A 20,109-nucleotide genomic window follows, 5' to 3' on the forward strand; every position below is an offset into this window, starting at 1 on the left:
ATAGAAAAGGAAGAAATACATATGAATAAATATATAGAAGTTAAAGGAGCAAGGGTAAACAACCTCAAGAACATTGATGTAAAGATACCTCAAGGACAGTTCATTGCCATCACGGGAGTATCTGGTTCGGGGAAGTCTTCACTTGCTTTTGACACGTTATATGCCGAGGGACAGCGCCGATATGTAGAGAGTTTGTCGGCTTATGCACGCCAGTTCCTGGGCAGAATGTCGAAACCTGAGGTCGATTTCATCAAGGGATTGCCCCCAGCAATAGCCATTGAGCAGAAGGTTATATCACGTAATCCACGTTCAACAGTGGGCACTTCGACTGAAATATACGAATACTTGCGTTTACTTTATGCACGTATTGGGCGTACTTTCAGCCCTATTTCAGGCGAAGAGGTGAAACATCACTCCGTAGATGACGTCATTGAGAAGGTCATGACCTACTCTGAAGGAACGAAATTCTGCATCCTTGCACCGTTACATGTTGTGGAAGGACGTACTGCAGAGGCTCAACTCGAGATGGAAATGCAGGAAGGTTATGCACGAATTTACGTAGATGGCGACTTCATCCGTATTGAAGACTGGCTCGCTCAGCACCCTGTTGAAAAGGAAAAGAAGCCTTCAAAGAAGGAAGGAGAAGGGATTTACCTCGTGATTGACCGTATGTCGGTGGAAGATTCCAAAGACATGCGATCCCGTTTAACGGACTCTTGCGAGACAGCTTTCTATGAAGGCGACGGCAATATGCAGCTGATGATACTGCCAGCTAAGCTGACTTACAACTTTTCAACGCGCTTTGAGGCTGACGGCTTACGCTTTGAGGAACCCAATGACAATATGTTCTCCTTCAATTCTCCCCTTGGTGCCTGTCCCACATGTGAGGGTTTCGGGCGTATTATAGGGATAGATGAGAAGCTGGTTATCACCGATTCGTCTCTATCTGTATATGATGGATGTGTGCAATGTTGGCATGGCGACAAGATGATATGGTGGAAAGACGAGTTCTGCAGACGTGCTGCAAAGGACAATTTCCCCATTTTCAAACCGTATTATGAACTGACGAAAGACGAAAAAGAGAGTCTTTGGAAGGGTCTACCAAGTGAAAGAAAGATGGATATACACGACAGAGTGTGCATAGATTCCTTCTTTCAGATGGTCAAAGAGAACCAGTATAAGATTCAATATCGGGTCATGCTGAGTCGATACAGGGGTAAAACGGTGTGTCCAGACTGCCATGGTACGAAGCTAAAGAAGGAAGCTTCATGGGTGAAGATTGGTGGCAAAGCCATCACAGACCTTGTGGATATGCCAATAATCAACCTCAAAGAATGGTTTGATAAGCTCAAACTGTCTGACCATGAACAGGAAGTTAGTAAGCGATTGATGACAGAAATAAAGAACAGACTGCAGTTCTTGCTGGATGTTGGATTAGGTTATCTGACACTCAACCGCCAGTCTAACTCCCTCAGTGGTGGTGAAAGTCAGCGTATAAACCTCACTACTTCACTTGGTTCTTCGCTCGTTGGCTCTCTTTACATCCTTGATGAACCGTCAATAGGACTGCACAGTCGTGACACCGACCGCCTCATTCACGTCCTGAAAGAACTACAGGCACTGGGCAATACGGTCATTGTTGTGGAGCATGATGAGGAGATTATGCGTGCTGCAGACTATCTTATAGACGTCGGACCAGATGCAGGAAGACTCGGAGGAGAGATTGTTTTCGAAGGAAAAGTAAGTGATATAAAGCGAACTGATGGTAAGAATGATGCTGAAACACAGCAGTTACTGGAGAAATATCCACGTTCTTACACCATAAAATACCTCACCGGGACTGAAGTTATAGATGTTCCGAAGAGCCGAAGACCATGGAATATGGCAATAGAACTCAAGGGTGCACGCATGAATAACCTCAAAGGTGTTGACGTGAAGTTCCCCTTGAACGTGCTGACAGTGGTCACTGGCGTCAGCGGAAGTGGTAAATCCTCGCTCGTAAAGGGTATCCTCTACCCTGCTATGAAGCGTCATTTGGATGAAGTTGCCGACTTCCCAGGTGAATATTCATCCCTTGGTGGCGACTGGAAACAGATAAAACATGTGGAATTTGTTGACCAGAACCCTATCGGAAAGAGTACTCGTTCGAATCCAGCTACCTATGTTAAGGCGTATGATGAGATAAGAAAGCTCTTTGCCGAGCAGCCTCTTTCAAAGCAGATGGGCTTCACACCGCAGTTCTTCTCCTTCAATGCAGAGGGCGGAAGATGTGAGGAATGTAAGGGAGCAGGCGTCATCACGGTGGAGATGCAGTTCATGGCAGACCTTGTACTGGAGTGTGAAGAGTGCCACGGGCAGCGCTTCAAACGTGAGATTCTTGATGTTCAGTTCCACGGAAAGAACATCAATGACGTGCTGAACATGACTGTTTCGGAAGCTATACAGTTCTTTGGAGAGCACAAACGCAAGGCGATTGTCAACCGACTGAAGCCACTTGAGGATGTTGGACTGGGTTATATCAAACTCGGACAGAGCTCTTCAACCCTCTCAGGTGGTGAGAATCAGCGCGTCAAACTGGCTTATTTCATTGGTCAGGAGCAGCAACAACCCACGCTCTTCATCTTTGATGAACCAACAACGGGTCTACATTTCCATGATATTCAACGATTGCTTCAGGCTTTCAATGCCCTGATTGAACGCGGACACACCGTGCTTGTCATTGAACATAACCTTGATGTTATCAAGTGTGCTGACCATGTTATCGACCTGGGACCTGATGGTGGAGACAAGGGAGGACGCCTTGTTGTGGCAGGAACACCAGAAGATGTGGCGAAATGTAAGGAGAGTCTGACGGGTAAATATCTGAAAGATAAACTCTGAAAAAGTATTTACAAAATAACACTTCACCATTGACTGCATTTCAAGGTATTTACGATAAAAACCGACTTTGTAACCTATAGATTATCAATAGGTTACAGATAGGCTTGTAAAAGACGCCCTTTTGCATTGCAAAAGATGCCCTTTTACACATCAAAAGGTGCTCTTTTACATTGTAAAAGGGCACCTTTCACTATGCAAAAGGGCACCTATTGGTTTTTAGACTATGAATAATCCTTACATCGTCTGTTGTTAACAGGATTTCTGATGGTTATGAAACAAGAAGTGTTAGTAGGACTTAAGCCTACGAACAAAGGAAAAACAGTAAGGACAGATGCTGCTGTTCCATCCGATAATCACTTGATATTGCGGACGAATAGCAGCATCTGTCCCTACTCATGAATCGTAAAAGAAACGTAATGTTTCATCGTTTCGTCAGTCAGACATTACAATGACGACCCGAAACACAAGATACTCACACTCCGCTTCGTTCAGGAAACGCACTTAAATACTGCACAAAAAAAGCAGGACTGCTGCAAAAAGCTTTGCACAGTCCTGCTTTTTAAATTGTTATTTCTTATGCTACCTTCTCCAAACGCTTCATCATGAGGAACATGAAAGAGGCTGAAACAAGGCAGAGAACAATAAATACTGTCCAAACAACGGTCAGAGAGAGATCGCCCCAAAGATAACCACCGACACTCACAAGGAGGTTACCAATGGCTGTGGCAACGAACCATCCGCCCATCATAGCACCCTTATACTTAGGAGGAGCAACCTTACTTACGAAGCTGATACCCATTGGGCTGAGCAGTAACTCACCGAAAGTGAGGACGAGGTAAGTACCAATCAGCCAGTTAGCTGATGCAAAAGGAACGGTCTCACCTGCTGCTTTAGCCAGCTTTTGCTCGTGTGGTGTGAGCAATCCCTGCGATGCAAGAACCATCAAAAGGTATGCACAACCAGCCACAATCATACCGTAAGCAATCTTACGAGGCGCAGATGGCTCCTTACCTTTGGCTGCAAGAGAACCGAAAATAGCCATACTGATTGGTGTGAGGGCTACTACATAGAACGGATTAAACTGCTGGAAGATAGGTGCACTAACCTCAACCTGACCACCAATATTCATGTATTTATAAGCCAACACAGCTATTGCAGCAAGGATGACAGCACATGCAATACCCTTCGCCTTGGTTGTCTTGCTCTGGAACAATGCCATGATAGAATATACAATGAAGACAATCATCACGAGGTTGACCACATCAAACGCCATGCTCTGTACACCAGTTGATGTCGGACTGACGAACTCATCAGCGAAATAAGTCAGTGTCAGACCATTCTGATGGAATGCCATCCAGAAGAAGATAACGACTGCAAAGACAAGACATAGAGCCACAATGCGCTCCTTAGTCTGCTGAGGAGTAAGCTCTTCAACGGCAGCTGCAGCTGCTTTTTCAGTCTTCTTCGTACCGCCTTCCACGTGTTTGAAGGTACTGCGGAAAGCGTAATAGATACCCATTGACACAATCAGCGATACGCAAGCTACGGCAAATGAGAAGTGATAAGCATCATTTCCTGCATAACCAAGCGATGTCTCAGCCCATTCTTTAATCTTTACGGCAGCTGTAGGAGCAAAGAGTGCACCGATATTGATAGCCATGTAGAAGATAGAGAACGCCGAATCGCGCTTGCTTGCCAGCTCTGGTGTATCGTAAAGGTTACCCACCATCACCTGCAAGTTACCCTTAAAGAGTCCTGTACCGAAGCTGATAAGGAGCAAAGCTGCCAGCATTGCACCGAAAGCAACCGTACCTCCACCCAACGGAACGGACAAGAACAGATAGCCAGCGAACATGACAATGATACCAATCGTTACCATTTTGCCATATCCAAACTTATCTGCCATGATACCACCTATCAACGGAAGGAAGTAAACAAGACCAAGAAAGATACTGTAGATCAGCCCGGCAGTACCCGGTTCCAATCCAAAATTCGCTCTCAAAAACAACGCAAAGACAGCTATCATGGTGTAATAGCCGAATCGCTCGCCTGTGTTGGCCAATGCCAATGCATACAAAGCTTTAGGTTGGTTTTCAAACATAATTTAAAATTTTAGGCTAATATTAATATTTTGTTTTCGTTATATCAAAGAGATAAGCAGCCTTTATGACAACGTTTCCAAAGTTAGATTTACCGAAATAGTCCCTTTTTGAACTGCCGTAAATGTTACCTAAACCATAGTAATAACGGGCTTCAAGAAGGAAATGTCCTATGTGTTGGTTGCTCCATTCAGCTCCAATACCGGCTGCAATGCCGTAATCAAACTTCTTTTCTACGGGCTTTGTCTCCTGTTCTATGTTCGGATTGCTACGCCCAGTGCCGTTTGTTGCAAGGTTCGGAGTGACGTAATTCTTCTTTGTTGACTCACTCAGATAGAGTCCGAGTTGTGGTCCTGCTTGGAAAAAGAAGTTGAATCCGGTTTGTTCCTTGCCCCATGCGAGGTGTGCAAAGACTGGTATCTGAATATAATTGATGGTACGAGAGTACTCTTCAGCAAGTCCGTTGCTGTTGATTACCTTCTGATCTGTACCCGTAAGGATCTTCTCTTTCCATCCAATAGAGGCATAATTGACCTCTCCATAGACGGAACAGACGGTGTTGAAGTACTTCTCACACACGTATCGGAAGCTCAATCCTCCTGTCAATCCACCGTGTAACGACTGCGAAACCTTCGGGTCGAAGCCCACGTTTGACAGTACATAACCAGCGTTAACACCTACTGAAAGGTCGTTACGGTGCTGCCCTATCTGCGCATTTGCTGACAGTGGAGCAGCCAAGATGAGGACAATGAATAGCTTTAAGATTCTCATTCTTTTATTAAAACATATCCTGTTTGGTTCTCCTTAGGCTTAATAGACGAGGTTCTCCATCGTCTGATCGGTCTTGAAATGAACCAACTGGAAGTTGTCATTGACATATCCGCCCTGTCCAACACGTACGAAGTTGTAACGAGTCTGCAAAGGTTTATACTTCACTTCAGAGGCTGTTCCCTTGAAATTCTTGCCATGTTGCTTCAAACCACGTACGAAAAACTCAGCCTGATCATAGCCAGTTATAGCCATACGGGGGATATATTGCTTTGCCATTGGCTCATTATACTGTTCTTGATACAGTGCTTCCAACTCCTTAGTCTTGTCCGCTGCCTTATTATAATAATAGGTTGTAGGGATGTAAGTGTTGTATTTGAAGAAGTAATCGAGGTCATAATCCTGATAAACAAACCACTGACTATAGCCGTAAAGACTGATGGCAATACCTGGACGTGCCTTCTTTAGCTGTGCCAACTTAGCAAAAACCTCATTGAGTTGTGGGCTTTTCTCAGAGTTAACAACCACTACATTCGGTCGGGAAGCATCGAAATGCTTTGCAAAGTCAGCCGAAGAAGAGCTCGTACTGGTAAGATCATACTTGATTTTCTGCAGGTCTAACTGCTTACGCAATGATGATGTGAAGGCCCCAACCTGACTGTTTGCATCGTTACAGTTGATGAAAACAGGGTGATGTGACTTCTGGAAACGCTCCAAGAAACATGCTATCGCCTTATTGTTCAGCGTCTCTTCAGTCTGATAAACCTGGAAAATGTTAGGGTTTGTCTCGACCTCATTGCCTGTAATAGAGAATGGAATAACTAATTTAATATTGTTGTTCCGGCAGAAATCAGCCAATGGTTTCACCTGATCAGAGTACAATGGACCAAAGATTATGTCCAGATTGGGTGCGTTTTTATCGGTAAGTGTCACACGAATATCAGCCCCTTTCGGTACATTCCACGCATGAACTTCAGTCGTTATGCCCTCACTTTTCAATTGGTTCAGTGCCAATAAGATACCACGATAGTATTCAATCATACGTTTACCATCGCCATCTTGATTGTGAAGGGGTAACATTACACCGACACGAATAGCATTAACAGGCTTCACTTTGTTGTTATCAGTAGCCTTCGCCGTTACCTTTCGGCTGTCTTTCGTAGCCACTGTACCATCAGGATTGAAGTCTCCTTCCTTTGCAAAAGGTACAAAAATCAAATCACCTTTCTTCAGTTCATATCCTGTTTGCTTCATTACTGGGTTCGCATCGATGAGCTGTTGGATGCTAATTCCGTATTCTTTAGCTATTCCGAACACTGTTTCACGACGTTTTACCTTATGTTGATCACGCCATTGAACGCTCTGTGCCATCACAGTAAAGCTGAAAGTAACAGCGAAAATCAGCAAAAGATATTTCAAATAACTTCTCATTCAAATGTATTTTTGGTTTTATACAAGTGCAAATATACAAAAGAAATCTGGAAAGAAAAGGTGTAAAATCAAAAAAAAGCTAAATAAAGTATGACATAATAAAGAATAAAGTGCCTGTTCTTCAATCTCTTGTTGATGTGAAAAAAAATACGTATATTTGCACGAATGTACAATTTGGAGGATAGAAAAATGAAGGAAATAAACTATAGAATAATAACTTTAGCATTGCTATCGGTTCTCTTTTTCATGCCAATACATGCACAGAACTGTCAGCCATCAGGCACATATACTGACGCATCGGGCGAAAAAAACACGATAGCAGCAGGTGATACTTATGCTGCTTCAGCCCCTCTCAGTGTGTCATTTGCTGCCAATCCTGTAGCAGGAATCAATCCTAACACACGCTATGAGTGGCATTTTTTTGCACAGGATAACCCCCGTAACGCCTTACTTGTGCGCTATGAAGAGAATACAGACTATACTTTTACGAAGGCAGGGACGACACTTGTCTATCTATATGAGATCCTTGACGGTGACACAACACGCTATGATGCCATCAATATATCCATAAGTGAGAGCAGTTTACAGATGCCTAACGCCTTTACTCCTAATGGTGACGGCATCAATGATGTGTATAGAGCGAAGCCAGGGTACAAGAGTATCGTGGAATTTAGGGCTATTATCTTCAACCGATGGGGACAGAAGCTCTACGAATGGACCGACCCGGCAGGTGGATGGGATGGTAAATACAAAGGTAAAGACGTGGCACAAGGCACTTATTTCGTGAATGTTACGGCAAAAGGAGCTGATGGAAAGGTGTTCAATATCAAGCGGGATGTGAACCTGTTAAGGGGATATTCGCAAACAACACCAAATAATTAGACATTCAGAAAACAACATATCGGTATTTAAATACCAATAGATAGGTAGTTAAAAGACAATAGACAGGTATTTAGAAAACAATAAATGGATATTTAAAATCCAACAGATAGACATTCTGAATACCAATTCGTGGATAATCAAAAATCAATAGACTGGCATTTAAAATCCAATAAATGGATATTCAAGATCCAATAGATAGGCATTCAAGAAACATAAAATAAGAACTCAAAAACCTTGTGCTTACAGCATGTTAGAGGCTCTTTTGGCACTTAGTTTGTAGTTCTTATTCCCAAATAAACAGATACATTATATTATTTTTCAGCAGATAATGAACGATAAAATAGAAGTCTTCGGCGCAAGAGTACACAACCTGAAGAATGTAGATATAACCATTCCACGCAATTCTCTCACTGTTTTTACAGGGCTATCGGGCTCTGGTAAGAGTTCACTTGCTTTTGATACGATCTTTGCAGAGGGGCAACGTCGCTATATAGAGACGTTCTCTGCCTATGCACGTAACTTCCTTGGAGGAATGGAAAGACCTGATGTTGACAAGATAACGGGGCTTTCTCCAGTTATTTCTATCGAACAAAAGACCACTAATAAGAACCCACGTTCAACCGTCGGAACCACCACTGAGATTTATGATTACCTGCGTTTGCTCTTCGCAAGGGCTGGGGAAGCCTACTCATACATGAGTGGTGAGAAGATGGTAAGGTACACTGAAGAGAAAGTAGTGGACATGATCATGAGCGATTATCAGGAACATAAGATCTATATCCTTGCTCCTTTGGTCAGAAATCGTAAGGGTCATTACCGTGAACTGTTCGAACAAATGCGCCGAAAGGGCTACCTTTACATCCGTGTTGACGGCGAAGTGCAGGAGCTGACACGTGGTATGAAGGTTGACAGATACAAGAATCACAACATTGAGGTGGTCATTGACAAGATGAAACTCGGTGGACAGGATGCTGAAACACTGCGGGAACGACTCTCAAAGACCGTCTCTACTGCAATGAAGCAGGGTGATGGACTCATCATGATACTTGATAATGAGAGTGGAGAAGCCAAGTATTTCTCAAAAAGACTCATGGATCCTATAACGGGAATAGCCTATAAGGACCCTGCACCGAACATTTTCTCATTCAATTCTCCTGAAGGAGCGTGCCCACATTGCAAGGGTTTGGGTGTCATTGATGAGATAGATTTGAAGAAAGTCATACCAGATACGAAGCAAAATATCTATTCTGGTGCAATCATTCCTTTAGGAAAATACAAGAACCAGATGATATTCTGGCAGATAGAAGCAATACTAAAGAAGTATGATTGTACACTGAAGACCCCCGTAAAGGACATCCCTAAGGAGGCAATGGACGAGGTTTTATATGGTTCATTGGACAAGTTGAAGATTTCAAAGGAGCTTGTTCACACCACATCCGATTACTTTGTTTCCTTCGATGGTATTATCAAGTATCTTTCAACAGTGATGGAAAACGATGATTCAAGTGCAGGAAAGAAGTGGGCAGATCAGTTCATTGCTGAGGCTCCATGCCCTGAATGTCATGGTCAGAGACTGAATCGTGAGGCACTGTCTTATAAGATTTGGGACAAGAACATTGCTGAATTGGCAAGCATGGACATAACAGAACTGAAGGAATGGACCGACCATGTGGAGGAACACATGGACGAAAAGCAGAAGCGTATAGCATCGGAGATTGTGAAAGAGATACGCAAGCGCATCAACTTTCTTCTGGAAGTGGGACTTGATTATCTGTCACTGAACCGACAGAGTGCAACCCTTTCGGGTGGTGAGAGCCAACGTATACGTCTTGCAACACAGATTGGTTCGCAGCTTGTCAACGTCCTTTACATTCTTGATGAGCCTTCAATAGGTTTGCATCAGCGTGACAATGAACGGCTCATCAACTCCTTGAAGGAGCTAAGAGACATGGGTAACACAGTCATTGTCGTTGAACACGATGAAGATATGATGCGTGCTGCCGACTGGATTGTGGACATTGGTCCTAAGGCTGGGCGTAAAGGAGGCGAAGTTGTGTTCCAGGGTAAACCCTCAGACATGCTGAAGACACACACACTTACAGCCCAATATCTGAACGGAGAACGTGTCATTGAAGTGCCAAAGGAACGAAGAAAAGGTAACGGTAAGGATATCAAGCTGATAGGATGTACGGGTAATAATCTCAAAAACGTGGATGTCAGCTTCCCACTTGGCGACCTAATCGTCGTCACAGGCGTGTCAGGTTCAGGTAAGAGTACGCTCATCAATGAGACACTTCAGCCTATCTTGTCGCAACATTTCTATCGTTCTTTGAAGCGACCAATGCCTTATAAGGAAATAAAAGGTATTGATAACATAGACAAAGTGGTCAATGTTGACCAGAGTCCTATCGGTAGAACGCCACGCAGTAACCCTGCAACGTACACGGGAGTGTTCTCTGATATCCGTCAACTCTTCGTCAATCTGCCCGAAGCTAAGATACGTGGATACAAGCCGGGACGCTTCTCCTTCAACGTGAAGGGCGGCCGTTGTGAGACATGTGGTGGTAATGGATACAAGACAATAGAGATGAATTTCCTACCCGATGTCATGGTTCCATGTGAAGTATGTCATGGTAAGCGATATAACCGTGAGACATTAGAGGTTCGTTTTAAGGGAAAATCCATTGCTGACGTGCTGGATATGACGGTTAATATGGCTGTAGAATTCTTCGAGAATGTCCCCCAGATTCTTCCAAAGATAAAAGCTTTACAGGATGTAGGATTAGGTTATATCAAGCTCGGACAAAGCTCTACTACCCTTTCTGGTGGTGAAAGCCAGCGTGTGAAGCTTGCAACAGAACTCTCAAAGCGCGACACAGGTAAGACACTCTACATCCTTGATGAACCTACAACGGGCCTTCACTTCGAGGATATACGTATCTTGATGGATGTATTACAGAAGCTTGTAGACCGTGGTAACACTGTTCTCATCATAGAACACAACCTGGATGTTATCAAACTTGCCGACTATATCATCGACATGGGACCCGAAGGAGGACGCGGAGGAGGCCGTGTGCTGGCATGTGGAACGCCCGAAGAGGTTGCAAAGAACAAAGAGAGCTATACCTCACGCTTCCTTGATAAGGTACTGAAGGGTGCTAAACGGAAATAAGGAAATACTCTTACATTTTTCGAAAGACAAAAGACCGAAAAGCAAAAGAAAACAGATAAAAACTGAGTTTGTAATCATCAGAAATTCAATTGGTTACAAACAGCAAAGTAAAAGGTGCCCTTTTGCATTGTAAAAGGGCACCTTTTGAACAGTAAAAGACGCCCTTTTGAATTGCAAAAGGGCGTCTTTTAGGATGCAAAAGAGCATCTATTGGAATCAGTACTACGAAATTATATTACACGTACTGTATGTGTTTCCGTAATTACTGACGCTTAGACAACTCTTTATCAATGTGTGCGACAGCGTGGTTTGACTGATGTTCGAATGAGTCGAGGATATCCTGGACGTTTCTTTCTTCCTCTACTTGCTCGTCGATATACTTATCAATGAAGTTCTGAGAAGCACGATCCTTCTCCTCGTCAGCTACGTCAGCAAGTACATTGATCATCTCTGTAACATTCTGTTCGTGTGCCAAAGTGTCTATAAAGATCTCTTTTGCATCCTTCCAGTTGGTCTTAACGGCATCAATAGCAGTCAGTTTAACCTCACCACCACGCATAAGTACGAAGTTTGAGATGTCCATTGCGTGCTGTTTTTCCTCTTCTGCCTGCTTATACATCCAGTTTGCGAAACCCTTCCAGCCCTCTTTGCGGAACCAGAATGCCATCTGTAGATAAATGTTTGATGACCATAACTCTGCTACAATCTGCTTGTTGAATGCGTCTTGCATTCTCTGTGAAATGTTCATAATTGCTTTTTTCTTGTACGGTAATTTATGTTTTATATGTAAACATTACAAGTTTACGGACTGCAAAGTTAGCTTTTTCCCCTTATTCTACCAAATATCTGAAAAGATAACAGCGCTATTTAGAAATAAAAAAAATTGCATAAAGCCTCATTTACCTATCTTTTTCGTCATGAAAAATAGGAAAATGAGGCTTTATGCAATGATCACTTATATGCCTGGAACAGCTGGTTGACTATTCAATCACAACCATTGTCCATCCGTGTTTATCCTCAACTGTTCCGTACTGGATACCACGAAGCGTCTCATAAAGCTTGGTTGACCATGGTCCGGGCTTGTCTCCGAAGTTATAAACCTTACCTGTTTCCATGTCATCAAGATGTGAAATTGGCGAGATAACAGCTGCTGTTCCGCATGCACCAGCCTCCTCGAAGCTGTCTAACTCATCCTCAGAGATAGGTCGACGTTCCACTTTCATGCCCAAATCTTCAGCTATCTGCATCAGACTCTTGTTGGTTATAGAAGGCAATATAGAGGTTGATTTCGGCGTAACGTAGGTGTTGTTCTTGATACCAAAGAAGTTTGCAGCACCGCATTCATCAACATATTTCTTCTCTTTTGCATCAAGATAGAACTCAGAAGCATAGCCTTTCTCATGTGCAAGCTTGTTGGCACGCATGGAAGCTGCGTAGTTTCCACCCACCTTATACATACCTGTACCCAACGGAGCAGCACGGTCGAAGTCGCGCACAATGACATATGGATTGCTTGAGAAGCCTCCTTTGAAGTAAGGACCAACAGGAGTAACGAAGATAAGGAAGCAATATTCCGCTGCAGGATGTACCCCTACTTGTGCTGATGTACCAATAAGTAGCGGACGAAGGTACAATGATGCACCGCTTTCATAGGTAGGAATATACTCTTGATTGAGGCGAACAACCTTCTTAACCATCTCTAAGAAGAGCTCAGTAGGCACCTCTGGCATCACAATACCACGACATGTGTTCTGCAAACGGGCTGCGTTTTCCTCTGGACGGAACACCCTTACCTTGCCATCAGGGCATCTAAAAGCCTTCAAACCTTCGAAAGCTTCCTGTCCATAGTGCAGACATGTGGCTGCCATATGCAGCTTTAAGTATTCGTCGGAGCACACTTCTACCTCGCCCCACTTGCCATCACGGTAATAACAACGTACGTTGTAATCAGTTGGTATATAACCAAATGATAAACTCGCCCAATCTAAATTTTTCATATTACATATCAGTTTAAAAGATAATCTATACGACTCAGATGCAAAAGTAAGCAAAATTCTTCTTACTTGCAACCGATAATTAAGTAATTTGTTGTATGCTTTTCCGGCTTAAGAGGATACAGAACGCCAGACTGTTTACTGTTCAGTCAGTAGCTTTTGTATCTCATCATCCGTATGTTTCAGCTTCTTTTTGCAGAGTTTGATAAGCTCTTGCGCCTTCTTTAGTTGCTCTGCCATGGTGTCAACGTCCAACTCTCCTTGCTCCATCTTTGCTACAATGGCTTCAAGTTGGTGTACTGCTTCTTCGTATTTCATTGTTTCCATTTACTTTTTCCTTGCTTTTTTAATAGGTTTAATACTACTTAATGACACTCTCAACCTCGCCGTTTGCCAGCCGAGTGACGATGATGTCACCCTTTTTCAGTTCCTCCTGACTCTTGATAGCCTTACCATTGTGAAGCGTAATGCTGTATCCTCGCTTCAGAAGGAGCGTTGGGTCGAGTAGTTCCATGCGCTGACTGAGCAGTTCTATGTGGTGGTTCGACCTGTTGATGTTCTCCTTTATGCCACTGATAAGTTGCTGAATCATGCGTTCCAAACGTGCTTCCTGCTTCGTACGGACCACTGAGAAGAGCACAGGTATGTGTGAACTAAGGTGCTGAAGACGCATATTCTCACGTTCAATCTTCCTTTTCACACCGTCAATGATAGCTGTCTGTGCATTCTCCACACGTGAAAGTGTGGCTGCAAGACTGTCAATGAGGAAGGCAGCAGCGGCAGTTGGCGTCTTAACGCGTTGGAATGACACCATATCCAGCACACTTTCATCCCGTTCATGACCAATACCTGTGATGACAGGGAGCGGAAAGTTCGCAACATTCTCAGCCAGAAGGAGCGTGTCAAAACCGCTTAAATCAGCCGTTGCACCGCCTCCTCGGATGATAACAACACAGTCATAATCCTCCACTTGTTGGTTAATGGCATCCAAAGCACTGATGATACTCTGTTCAACTTGCTCTCCTTGCATCACCGCAGGGAATAGTTTTACATGAAAGAAGAGTCCGTATTCATTGTTCATCAGTTGGTTACAGAAGTCTCCATAGCCTGCTGCTGTCTCTGAAGAGATGACCGCTATACGCTGGGTAAACATCGGTAAGCGCAGCTCATGTTGCAGGTCGAACACCCCTTCTGCCTTCAACTGGCGGATGATCTCCTGTCGTTTGCGCATCATGTCACCCATCGTAAACTCAGGATTGATATCGTCTACAATCCACGAAAATCCATATTGTGGGTGAAATTGGGCATGAACCTGTAGCATAACCTTCATCCCTGCATGTATCGTTTGCCCTGTTATGCGCATGAAATAAGGCTTTATCATCGACCATACATTGCGCCAACACTTTGCTGATGCACGTGCTATGGGGACATTTCCACCCTCTTCCTTCTCTATCAACTCCATGTAACAATGGCCATTACTTTCCCTTGCTTCGGACAATTCAGCCTCTACCCAGTAGGCATGTGCCATCGTGTTGCTGATAACATCAGCCACAAGCGTGTTCAGTTGATAAAGTGAAAGTGCTTTTGTCATGCTTCTTTTTCTCCCTATATATAATAAGGTGTAATGCTAATTACGATGAACTGTCTTTTTCCTTGGTATCATTGCTTCTGCGGTTGATAGGCTTTCCAGAAGTCTGGGATGCCATATCCCATGATATTATCAGGTGTTTTGACATTGCTACTGCTCCTTCTGACGATGTCAATCATCTCCAATGCCGTCTTGTTGGGCATACTTTGCCACAGACAAGCAACCATTCCGGCAACCAATGGACAAGCAAATGAGGTTCCAGTATCGGGAGTTATGTATCCTCTTCCCGTCACAACGTTTGTCGGACAACCGTATGCCATCACGTCAGGCTTGGTCCTTCCGTCAGCAGTTGGGCCGATTGAGGAGAACGGAGCATTGATACCATCGGGTGAAACGGCTCCTACAGTGAGGATATCAGGTGCATCTGCCGGTACGTTTATCTTCTTCCAGGTTCCCATACCATCGTTACCAGCACTGTTGACAAGTATCATTCCCTTGTGAGCCAGCATGGCTGCAGTGCGCGAAATGGGAGCTGTACGACCATTAAGATCGGCATAATGATAACTCAACGACGCATCATCAAAGGAGTGATAGCCCAGAGATGAACTGATAACATCCACTCCCACGGAGTCAGCAAACTCTGCTGCAGCTATCCAATAGTCCTCTTCCGCAGGGCTCTCCGTAAGATAATCCTCACAACGAAGCAACCAGAAAGCAGCCTTTGGGGCTGTACCTACGAACAACTTCGGCTGGTCCATGGCAATGACAGAGAGTGTTTTCGTACCATGATCCATCTCTTTATATACGTCATTGTCATATCCTGCCACGAAATTTCGCGTTCCAAGGATCTTCACTTTCTTAAAGGCTGGGATCCTGTCGACGTTCATGAAGCCTGCATCCAACACTGCAATGGTCATTCCTTCACCCATGAATCCGAAGTCATGAAGCCTCCTTCCGTTGATGCTTTCTATCTGTGCCTTACCCATTCCATAGGCATCATGGATTGTAGAGTCAAGCATGATGAGTTCAGAATGGTTACGAACACGGCGTGAAAGAGGACGTATTGAATCGGGAGAGACAAAGACGAACTCGCTACTCTTCACAAATGGCAACACAGTAAGGTCTTCCAGAGTCTGCCGATTGTCGCTTTTTACGAGTACAGTGTTGTTCCATTTGCTCACAGCCACCACCTGTGCGCCCTCTTTTTGCATACGTTGGAGATAAGAAGGAGTGACAGGAAGGTCGGTAGAGTCGACCTTTAACCCTTGTCTCTGCCGTCTTTCAATCGCCTTCTTCGACAAAAACTGTTCGGGTTTGCCCACAGAATACGGCGTATTGGCCTTATCTCGCAGTGTAACACGGAACATATAGTACTTCCCACCAGGGTAAGGAATACGTCCAGGACCGCCCATTCTGTTGCTCATAGCAGTCATTGTGACAGCTGCCAGAAGGAGAGCGAGATATAATTTAAGGTGGTTTTGATTCATAAGTGCAAACTTACACAAAATTATTGGAATATAATAGCCTTACAAGGGATAATCTTCCGTTTTATTTTTCATATCCTTTTACATCCTTCGCGATGCCCTTTCAGAAAGCAGAAGACGGCATTCCAGAAAATTACAGACGCCTTGTAGAAGTTCTACAAGCCCTTTGTAATTCTTCTACAGACGCCTTGTAATTCTTCTACAAAGCCTTTGTAATTTTCTTGGAGACGGTCATTGACCTCCCAGAACATCAATTCTTCACTTCCAATAAGCCTACTATTTGCTATTTTTCTTCCGTTCTCTTGACCGATTCTTGATTAATATTGCTATCTTTGCAGCGATTATTTCGAAATAACTGATGTGCTATTCCATGACAGGAGTGGGCATACTGTAAAATTCTAATCGCATAAATGAAACAATTTAGACTGGTGGATAACATCTTCGGGTGGGTAGCTTTCTTGGTTGCAGCATTCGTTTATTGTTCCACGATTGAGCCGACAGCCAGCTTTTGGGACTGTCCTGAATTCATCACTACAGGCTATAAACTGGAGATAGGACACCCTCCTGGGGCGCCATTCTTCATGCTTACAGCCAATCTTTTCTCACATTTTGCCAGTGATCCGTCACAAGTTGCACGTATGGTCAACACCATGAGCGCCTTGCTTTCCGCAACGTGTATCATGTTTTTGTTCTGGACCATTACGCATCTTGCCCGCCGATTGGTGGTACGTGACGGTCAAGCGCCGACGCTTTCTAAGATGATTGCCATCGAAGGAGCCGGTCTTGTGGGTGCATTGATCTATACTTTCAGTGACACTTTCTGGTTCTCTGCAGTCGAAGGTGAGGTATATGCCTATTCATCAGCATTCACTGCGGTTGTCTTTTGGCTTATATTGAAGTGGGAAGACAATGCCGACAAGCCTCATTCTGACCGTTGGTTGGTGTTGATTACCTATATGACAGGCTTGTCAATAGGTGTCCATCTGCTGAACCTTCTTTGTATTCCAGCCATGGTATTGGTATACTATTACAAGAAAGTTCCCGATGCAAACCTCAAAGGGTCACTCTTGGCATTCGTCGTTTCAGTGCTCATTGTGGCAGCAGTTCTCTATGGTGTAGTACCTGGAATCATAACTGTTGGCGGATGGTTTGAGCTCTTCTTCACGAATACATTGGGTATGCCGTTCAATACGGGTACTATTATTTATATCATTCTGCTCATCGCTTCCTTCGTATGGGCTATCTATGAGACTTATCAAGACAGTCATCGCAAGCGTGAGAACATCGCTTTCCTTGCAGCTCTTGCCCTCATTGGTATTCCATTCTATGGTTATGGATGGACAGCTTTCTTCACAGGTATTGTCATTTTAGCCGTTGTTTACGTGCTTTTGCAGTGGCAACGCCCTGTAAACAGTCAAGGAAAGAAGCTGCGTACAGCCTTAATCTCATCACGAGTAAAGAACACTGCGCTGCTATGTATGCTGATGTTGATCATCGGTTACTCATCTTACGCAGTGATAGTCATACGTTCTACAGCCAATCCTCCTATGGATCAGAACTCACCAGAGGACATCTTCACCCTCGGAAGCTATCTGAGTCGTGACCAATACGGCGATCATCCTTTGTTTTATGGTCCTGCTTACACCAGCCAACCAGCTGTTGCAGCTGACGGTATGCACTATAAGTTTGACGAAGGTGCACCTGTTTACGAGCGCAAGGAGAAGGCTTCAAAGGATGAAAAGGACTCTTATTTCCTCGTAAGGCATAAGTCTACGCAGGTATTTGAGCAGAATATGTTCTTCCCACGTATGTATGATCAAGGTCATGCAGCCCAGTATGAGCAGTGGATGGGAGGCGTTACAGGTCACGATGTGGATGGTGTTAAGATGCCAACACAGCTTGAGAACCTTCGTTTCTTCCTCTCTTACCAGTGTAATTTCATGTATTGGCGTTACTTTATGTGGAACTTTGCCGGTAGACAGAACGACCTCCAGGGTAACGGTGAGCCAGAACATGGAAACTGGATTACGGGTATTTCCTTCATAGACAACGCACTCTACGGTAATCAAGACATGATGCCTGACGAGTTGAAAGCCAACAAGGGACATAACGTCTTCTACTGTTTACCATTGCTTTTGGGCCTTATCGGACTCTTCTGGCAGGCATGGCGTGGCAAAAGAGGCATCCAACAGTTCTGGGTTGTCTTCTTCCTGTTCTTCATGACAGGCCTTGCTATCGTCGTTTATATAAACCAAACTCCAAGTCAACCACGTGAACGCGACTATTCTTATGCTGGTTCTTTCTATGCATATGCCATCTGGTGCGGTCTTGGAGTACTTGCTTTGTATGACTGGGCACGCAAGTTGAAGCTTGCACCGGTGCTCTCTGCATCAGTAGTATCACTGGCTTGTCTGTTTGTTCCAATACAAATGGCATCACAGACATGGGACGATCATGATCGTTCTGGACGTTATACCTGTCGTGACTTTGGTCAAAACTACCTCATGTCACTGCAACAAAAGGGCTATCCAATCATCTTTACGAATGGGGATAACGACACATTCCCTCTCTGGTATGACCAAGAAGTGGAAGGAATACGCACCGATTCACGTGTCTGCAACCTCTCTTATCTGCAGACTGATTGGTATATTGACCAGATGAAGCGTCCTGCTTACACCTCACCAGGCGTCCCAATCTCTTGGCCAAGGCTTGATTATGTGAGCGGAACGAACGAGTATGTGCCTGTACAACCAGAGTTTAAGCAGCAGATAAAGGACTTCTACAAGCAGAATCCAGCAGCTGCTAAGGCACAGTTTGGCGATGATCCGTTCGAACTAAAGAACATTCTGAAGTACTGGGTACGCTCTAAAGACCCACAGACACACGTCATCCCAACTGATACTATCTATATGAAGATAGACAAGGAGGCTGTTCGAAAGAGTGGAATGATGCTTCCTGGCGACTCAATCCCCGACCGTATGGTCATCTCTTTACAAGGAAAGCAGGCGCTATACAAAGGAGATTTGATGATGTTAGAGATGATTGCCAACTGTAATTGGACCCGTCCACTGTACGTAGCCATCACTGTTGGCTCTGAAAACTTCATGAATTTGGGCGATAACTTCGTACAAGAAGGTCTGGCTAACCGTATTACACCGTTCAATACACAAGGTAATAGCGACCAAACTGGCATCAATATGCGCGACTTCGACACCGAAAAGACGTATGATGTTATGATGAATCGCTTCAAATGGGGCGGTCTTAACGTGCCAGGGCTTTACATTGACGAGACTGTAATGCGTATGTGCTATACGCACAGACGTGAGATGGCTAATCTCGCATTGCACCTTATCGCCAAGGGAGAGAAGGAAAAGGCACTCAAAGTACTGCAGAAACTGGAGAAAGTGCTGCCTACTTACAATGTTCCTGTAAGCTATATGAGTGGTTCAGGAGACATGGCTCAGGCATATGCAATGCTTGGTCAGAAGGCTAAAGCACGCCAGCTCTATGATACTTTGTGGAAGATCTCCATGCAATATGCTAACTATTACATGAGTCTTCCGCCTCGTTACTTCGACATGAGCCAGAGTTCATGTAAGATGCACTTCCAGATTATGATGAATCTTGTCAATGCTAACGATCGTACTGACCGTGTATGGGCTAACAAACATGCCATGCAGCTGAACAATATGATGATCCGTTTCAAGAATCTTGGTGGTTCTTTGGAACAGGTATAACAAGACATCATTACATTATAAAAGACTATTAAAAAGCGAGCCGGGTGCTGGTTGCCTGTAAAAAGGTTACCATA

12 protein-coding genes are annotated in these 20,109 nt (G+C 44.2%); 4 read left to right on the top strand and 8 right to left on the bottom strand.

Features of this window, described 5'->3' with window-relative positions; translation table 11 throughout:
• The first annotated feature begins 21 nt into the window (after positions 1 to 21).
• Entirely contained in the window at positions 22 to 2,880 is a 2,859-nt protein-coding gene (gene uvrA / locus ACZ48L_RS09145; RefSeq protein ID WP_025790835.1) for an excinuclease ABC subunit UvrA, read from the top strand.
• A 574-nt stretch (positions 2,881 to 3,454) separates the two neighbouring features.
• On the opposite strand, the gene ACZ48L_RS09150 is transcribed toward uvrA (ACZ48L_RS09145), so the two are convergent.
• From ACZ48L_RS09150 to ACZ48L_RS09160, 3 genes are read right to left on the bottom strand one after another with little or no spacing between them, the layout of a single operon-like run.
• Positions 3,455 to 4,981, bottom strand: a complete 1,527-nt coding sequence (locus ACZ48L_RS09150) for a peptide MFS transporter (protein WP_456101223.1) — start codon at positions 4,979 to 4,981, stop codon at positions 3,455 to 3,457.
• Between the two features lie 22 nt (positions 4,982 to 5,003).
• The gene (locus ACZ48L_RS09155; protein ID WP_025790832.1) at positions 5,004 to 5,750 is read right to left on the bottom strand and encodes a porin family protein; all 747 of its coding nucleotides are present in this window, start codon (positions 5,748 to 5,750) and stop codon (positions 5,004 to 5,006) included.
• A gap of 39 nt (positions 5,751 to 5,789) precedes the next feature.
• Positions 5,790 to 7,178 carry a PBP1 and LysM peptidoglycan-binding domain-containing protein gene (locus tag ACZ48L_RS09160; protein WP_025790830.1) on the bottom strand — a complete coding sequence of 463 codons (1,389 nt, stop codon included), beginning with the start codon at positions 7,176 to 7,178 and terminating at the stop codon, positions 5,790 to 5,792.
• Positions 7,179 to 7,367: 189 nt separating this feature from the next.
• Here ACZ48L_RS09160 and ACZ48L_RS09165 point away from each other — a divergent pair, with 189 nt between their 5' ends.
• Both ACZ48L_RS09165 and uvrA (ACZ48L_RS09170) read left to right on the top strand, forming a co-directional pair.
• Positions 7,368 to 8,060, top strand: coding sequence for a gliding motility-associated C-terminal domain-containing protein (locus ACZ48L_RS09165; protein WP_050803868.1), 693 nt, complete (start codon positions 7,368 to 7,370; stop codon positions 8,058 to 8,060).
• A 328-nt stretch (positions 8,061 to 8,388) separates the two neighbouring features.
• Entirely contained in the window at positions 8,389 to 11,232 is a 2,844-nt protein-coding gene (uvrA, locus tag ACZ48L_RS09170; protein WP_025790829.1) for an excinuclease ABC subunit UvrA, read from the top strand.
• A 262-nt stretch (positions 11,233 to 11,494) separates the two neighbouring features.
• On the opposite strand, the gene ACZ48L_RS09175 is transcribed toward uvrA (ACZ48L_RS09170), so the two are convergent.
• The 5 genes from ACZ48L_RS09175 to ACZ48L_RS09195 all read right to left on the bottom strand — a co-directional run bounded on the left by ACZ48L_RS09175 (position 11,495) and on the right by ACZ48L_RS09195 (position 16,301).
• Entirely contained in the window at positions 11,495 to 11,980 is a 486-nt protein-coding gene (locus ACZ48L_RS09175) for a ferritin (protein ID WP_025790826.1), read from the bottom strand.
• 232 nt (positions 11,981 to 12,212) lie between these two features.
• Complete coding sequence (locus ACZ48L_RS09180; protein ID WP_025790825.1) at positions 12,213 to 13,229, bottom strand: branched-chain amino acid aminotransferase; 1,017 nt, start codon at positions 13,227 to 13,229, stop codon at positions 12,213 to 12,215.
• A gap of 135 nt (positions 13,230 to 13,364) precedes the next feature.
• Complete coding sequence (gene xseB, locus ACZ48L_RS09185; RefSeq protein WP_025790823.1) at positions 13,365 to 13,553, bottom strand: exodeoxyribonuclease VII small subunit; 189 nt, start codon at positions 13,551 to 13,553, stop codon at positions 13,365 to 13,367.
• Positions 13,554 to 13,587: 34 nt separating this feature from the next.
• A complete protein-coding gene (gene xseA, locus ACZ48L_RS09190; protein ID WP_025790822.1) occupies positions 13,588 to 14,817 on the bottom strand; it encodes an exodeoxyribonuclease VII large subunit in 1,230 nt (409 codons plus the stop codon).
• Between the two features lie 68 nt (positions 14,818 to 14,885).
• Positions 14,886 to 16,301 carry a S8 family peptidase gene (locus tag ACZ48L_RS09195; protein ID WP_025790821.1) on the bottom strand — a complete coding sequence of 472 codons (1,416 nt, stop codon included), beginning with the start codon at positions 16,299 to 16,301 and terminating at the stop codon, positions 14,886 to 14,888.
• Positions 16,302 to 16,708: 407 nt separating this feature from the next.
• Between ACZ48L_RS09195 and ACZ48L_RS09200 the strand changes: the two genes are divergently transcribed.
• Positions 16,709 to 20,035: a glycosyltransferase family 117 protein gene (locus ACZ48L_RS09200; protein ID WP_025790819.1), complete on the top strand. Its 3,327-nt coding sequence runs from the start codon at positions 16,709 to 16,711 to the stop codon at positions 20,033 to 20,035.
• Positions 20,036 to 20,109 lie beyond the last annotated feature (74 nt).

The organism is Prevotella histicola, from assembly GCF_055385135.1.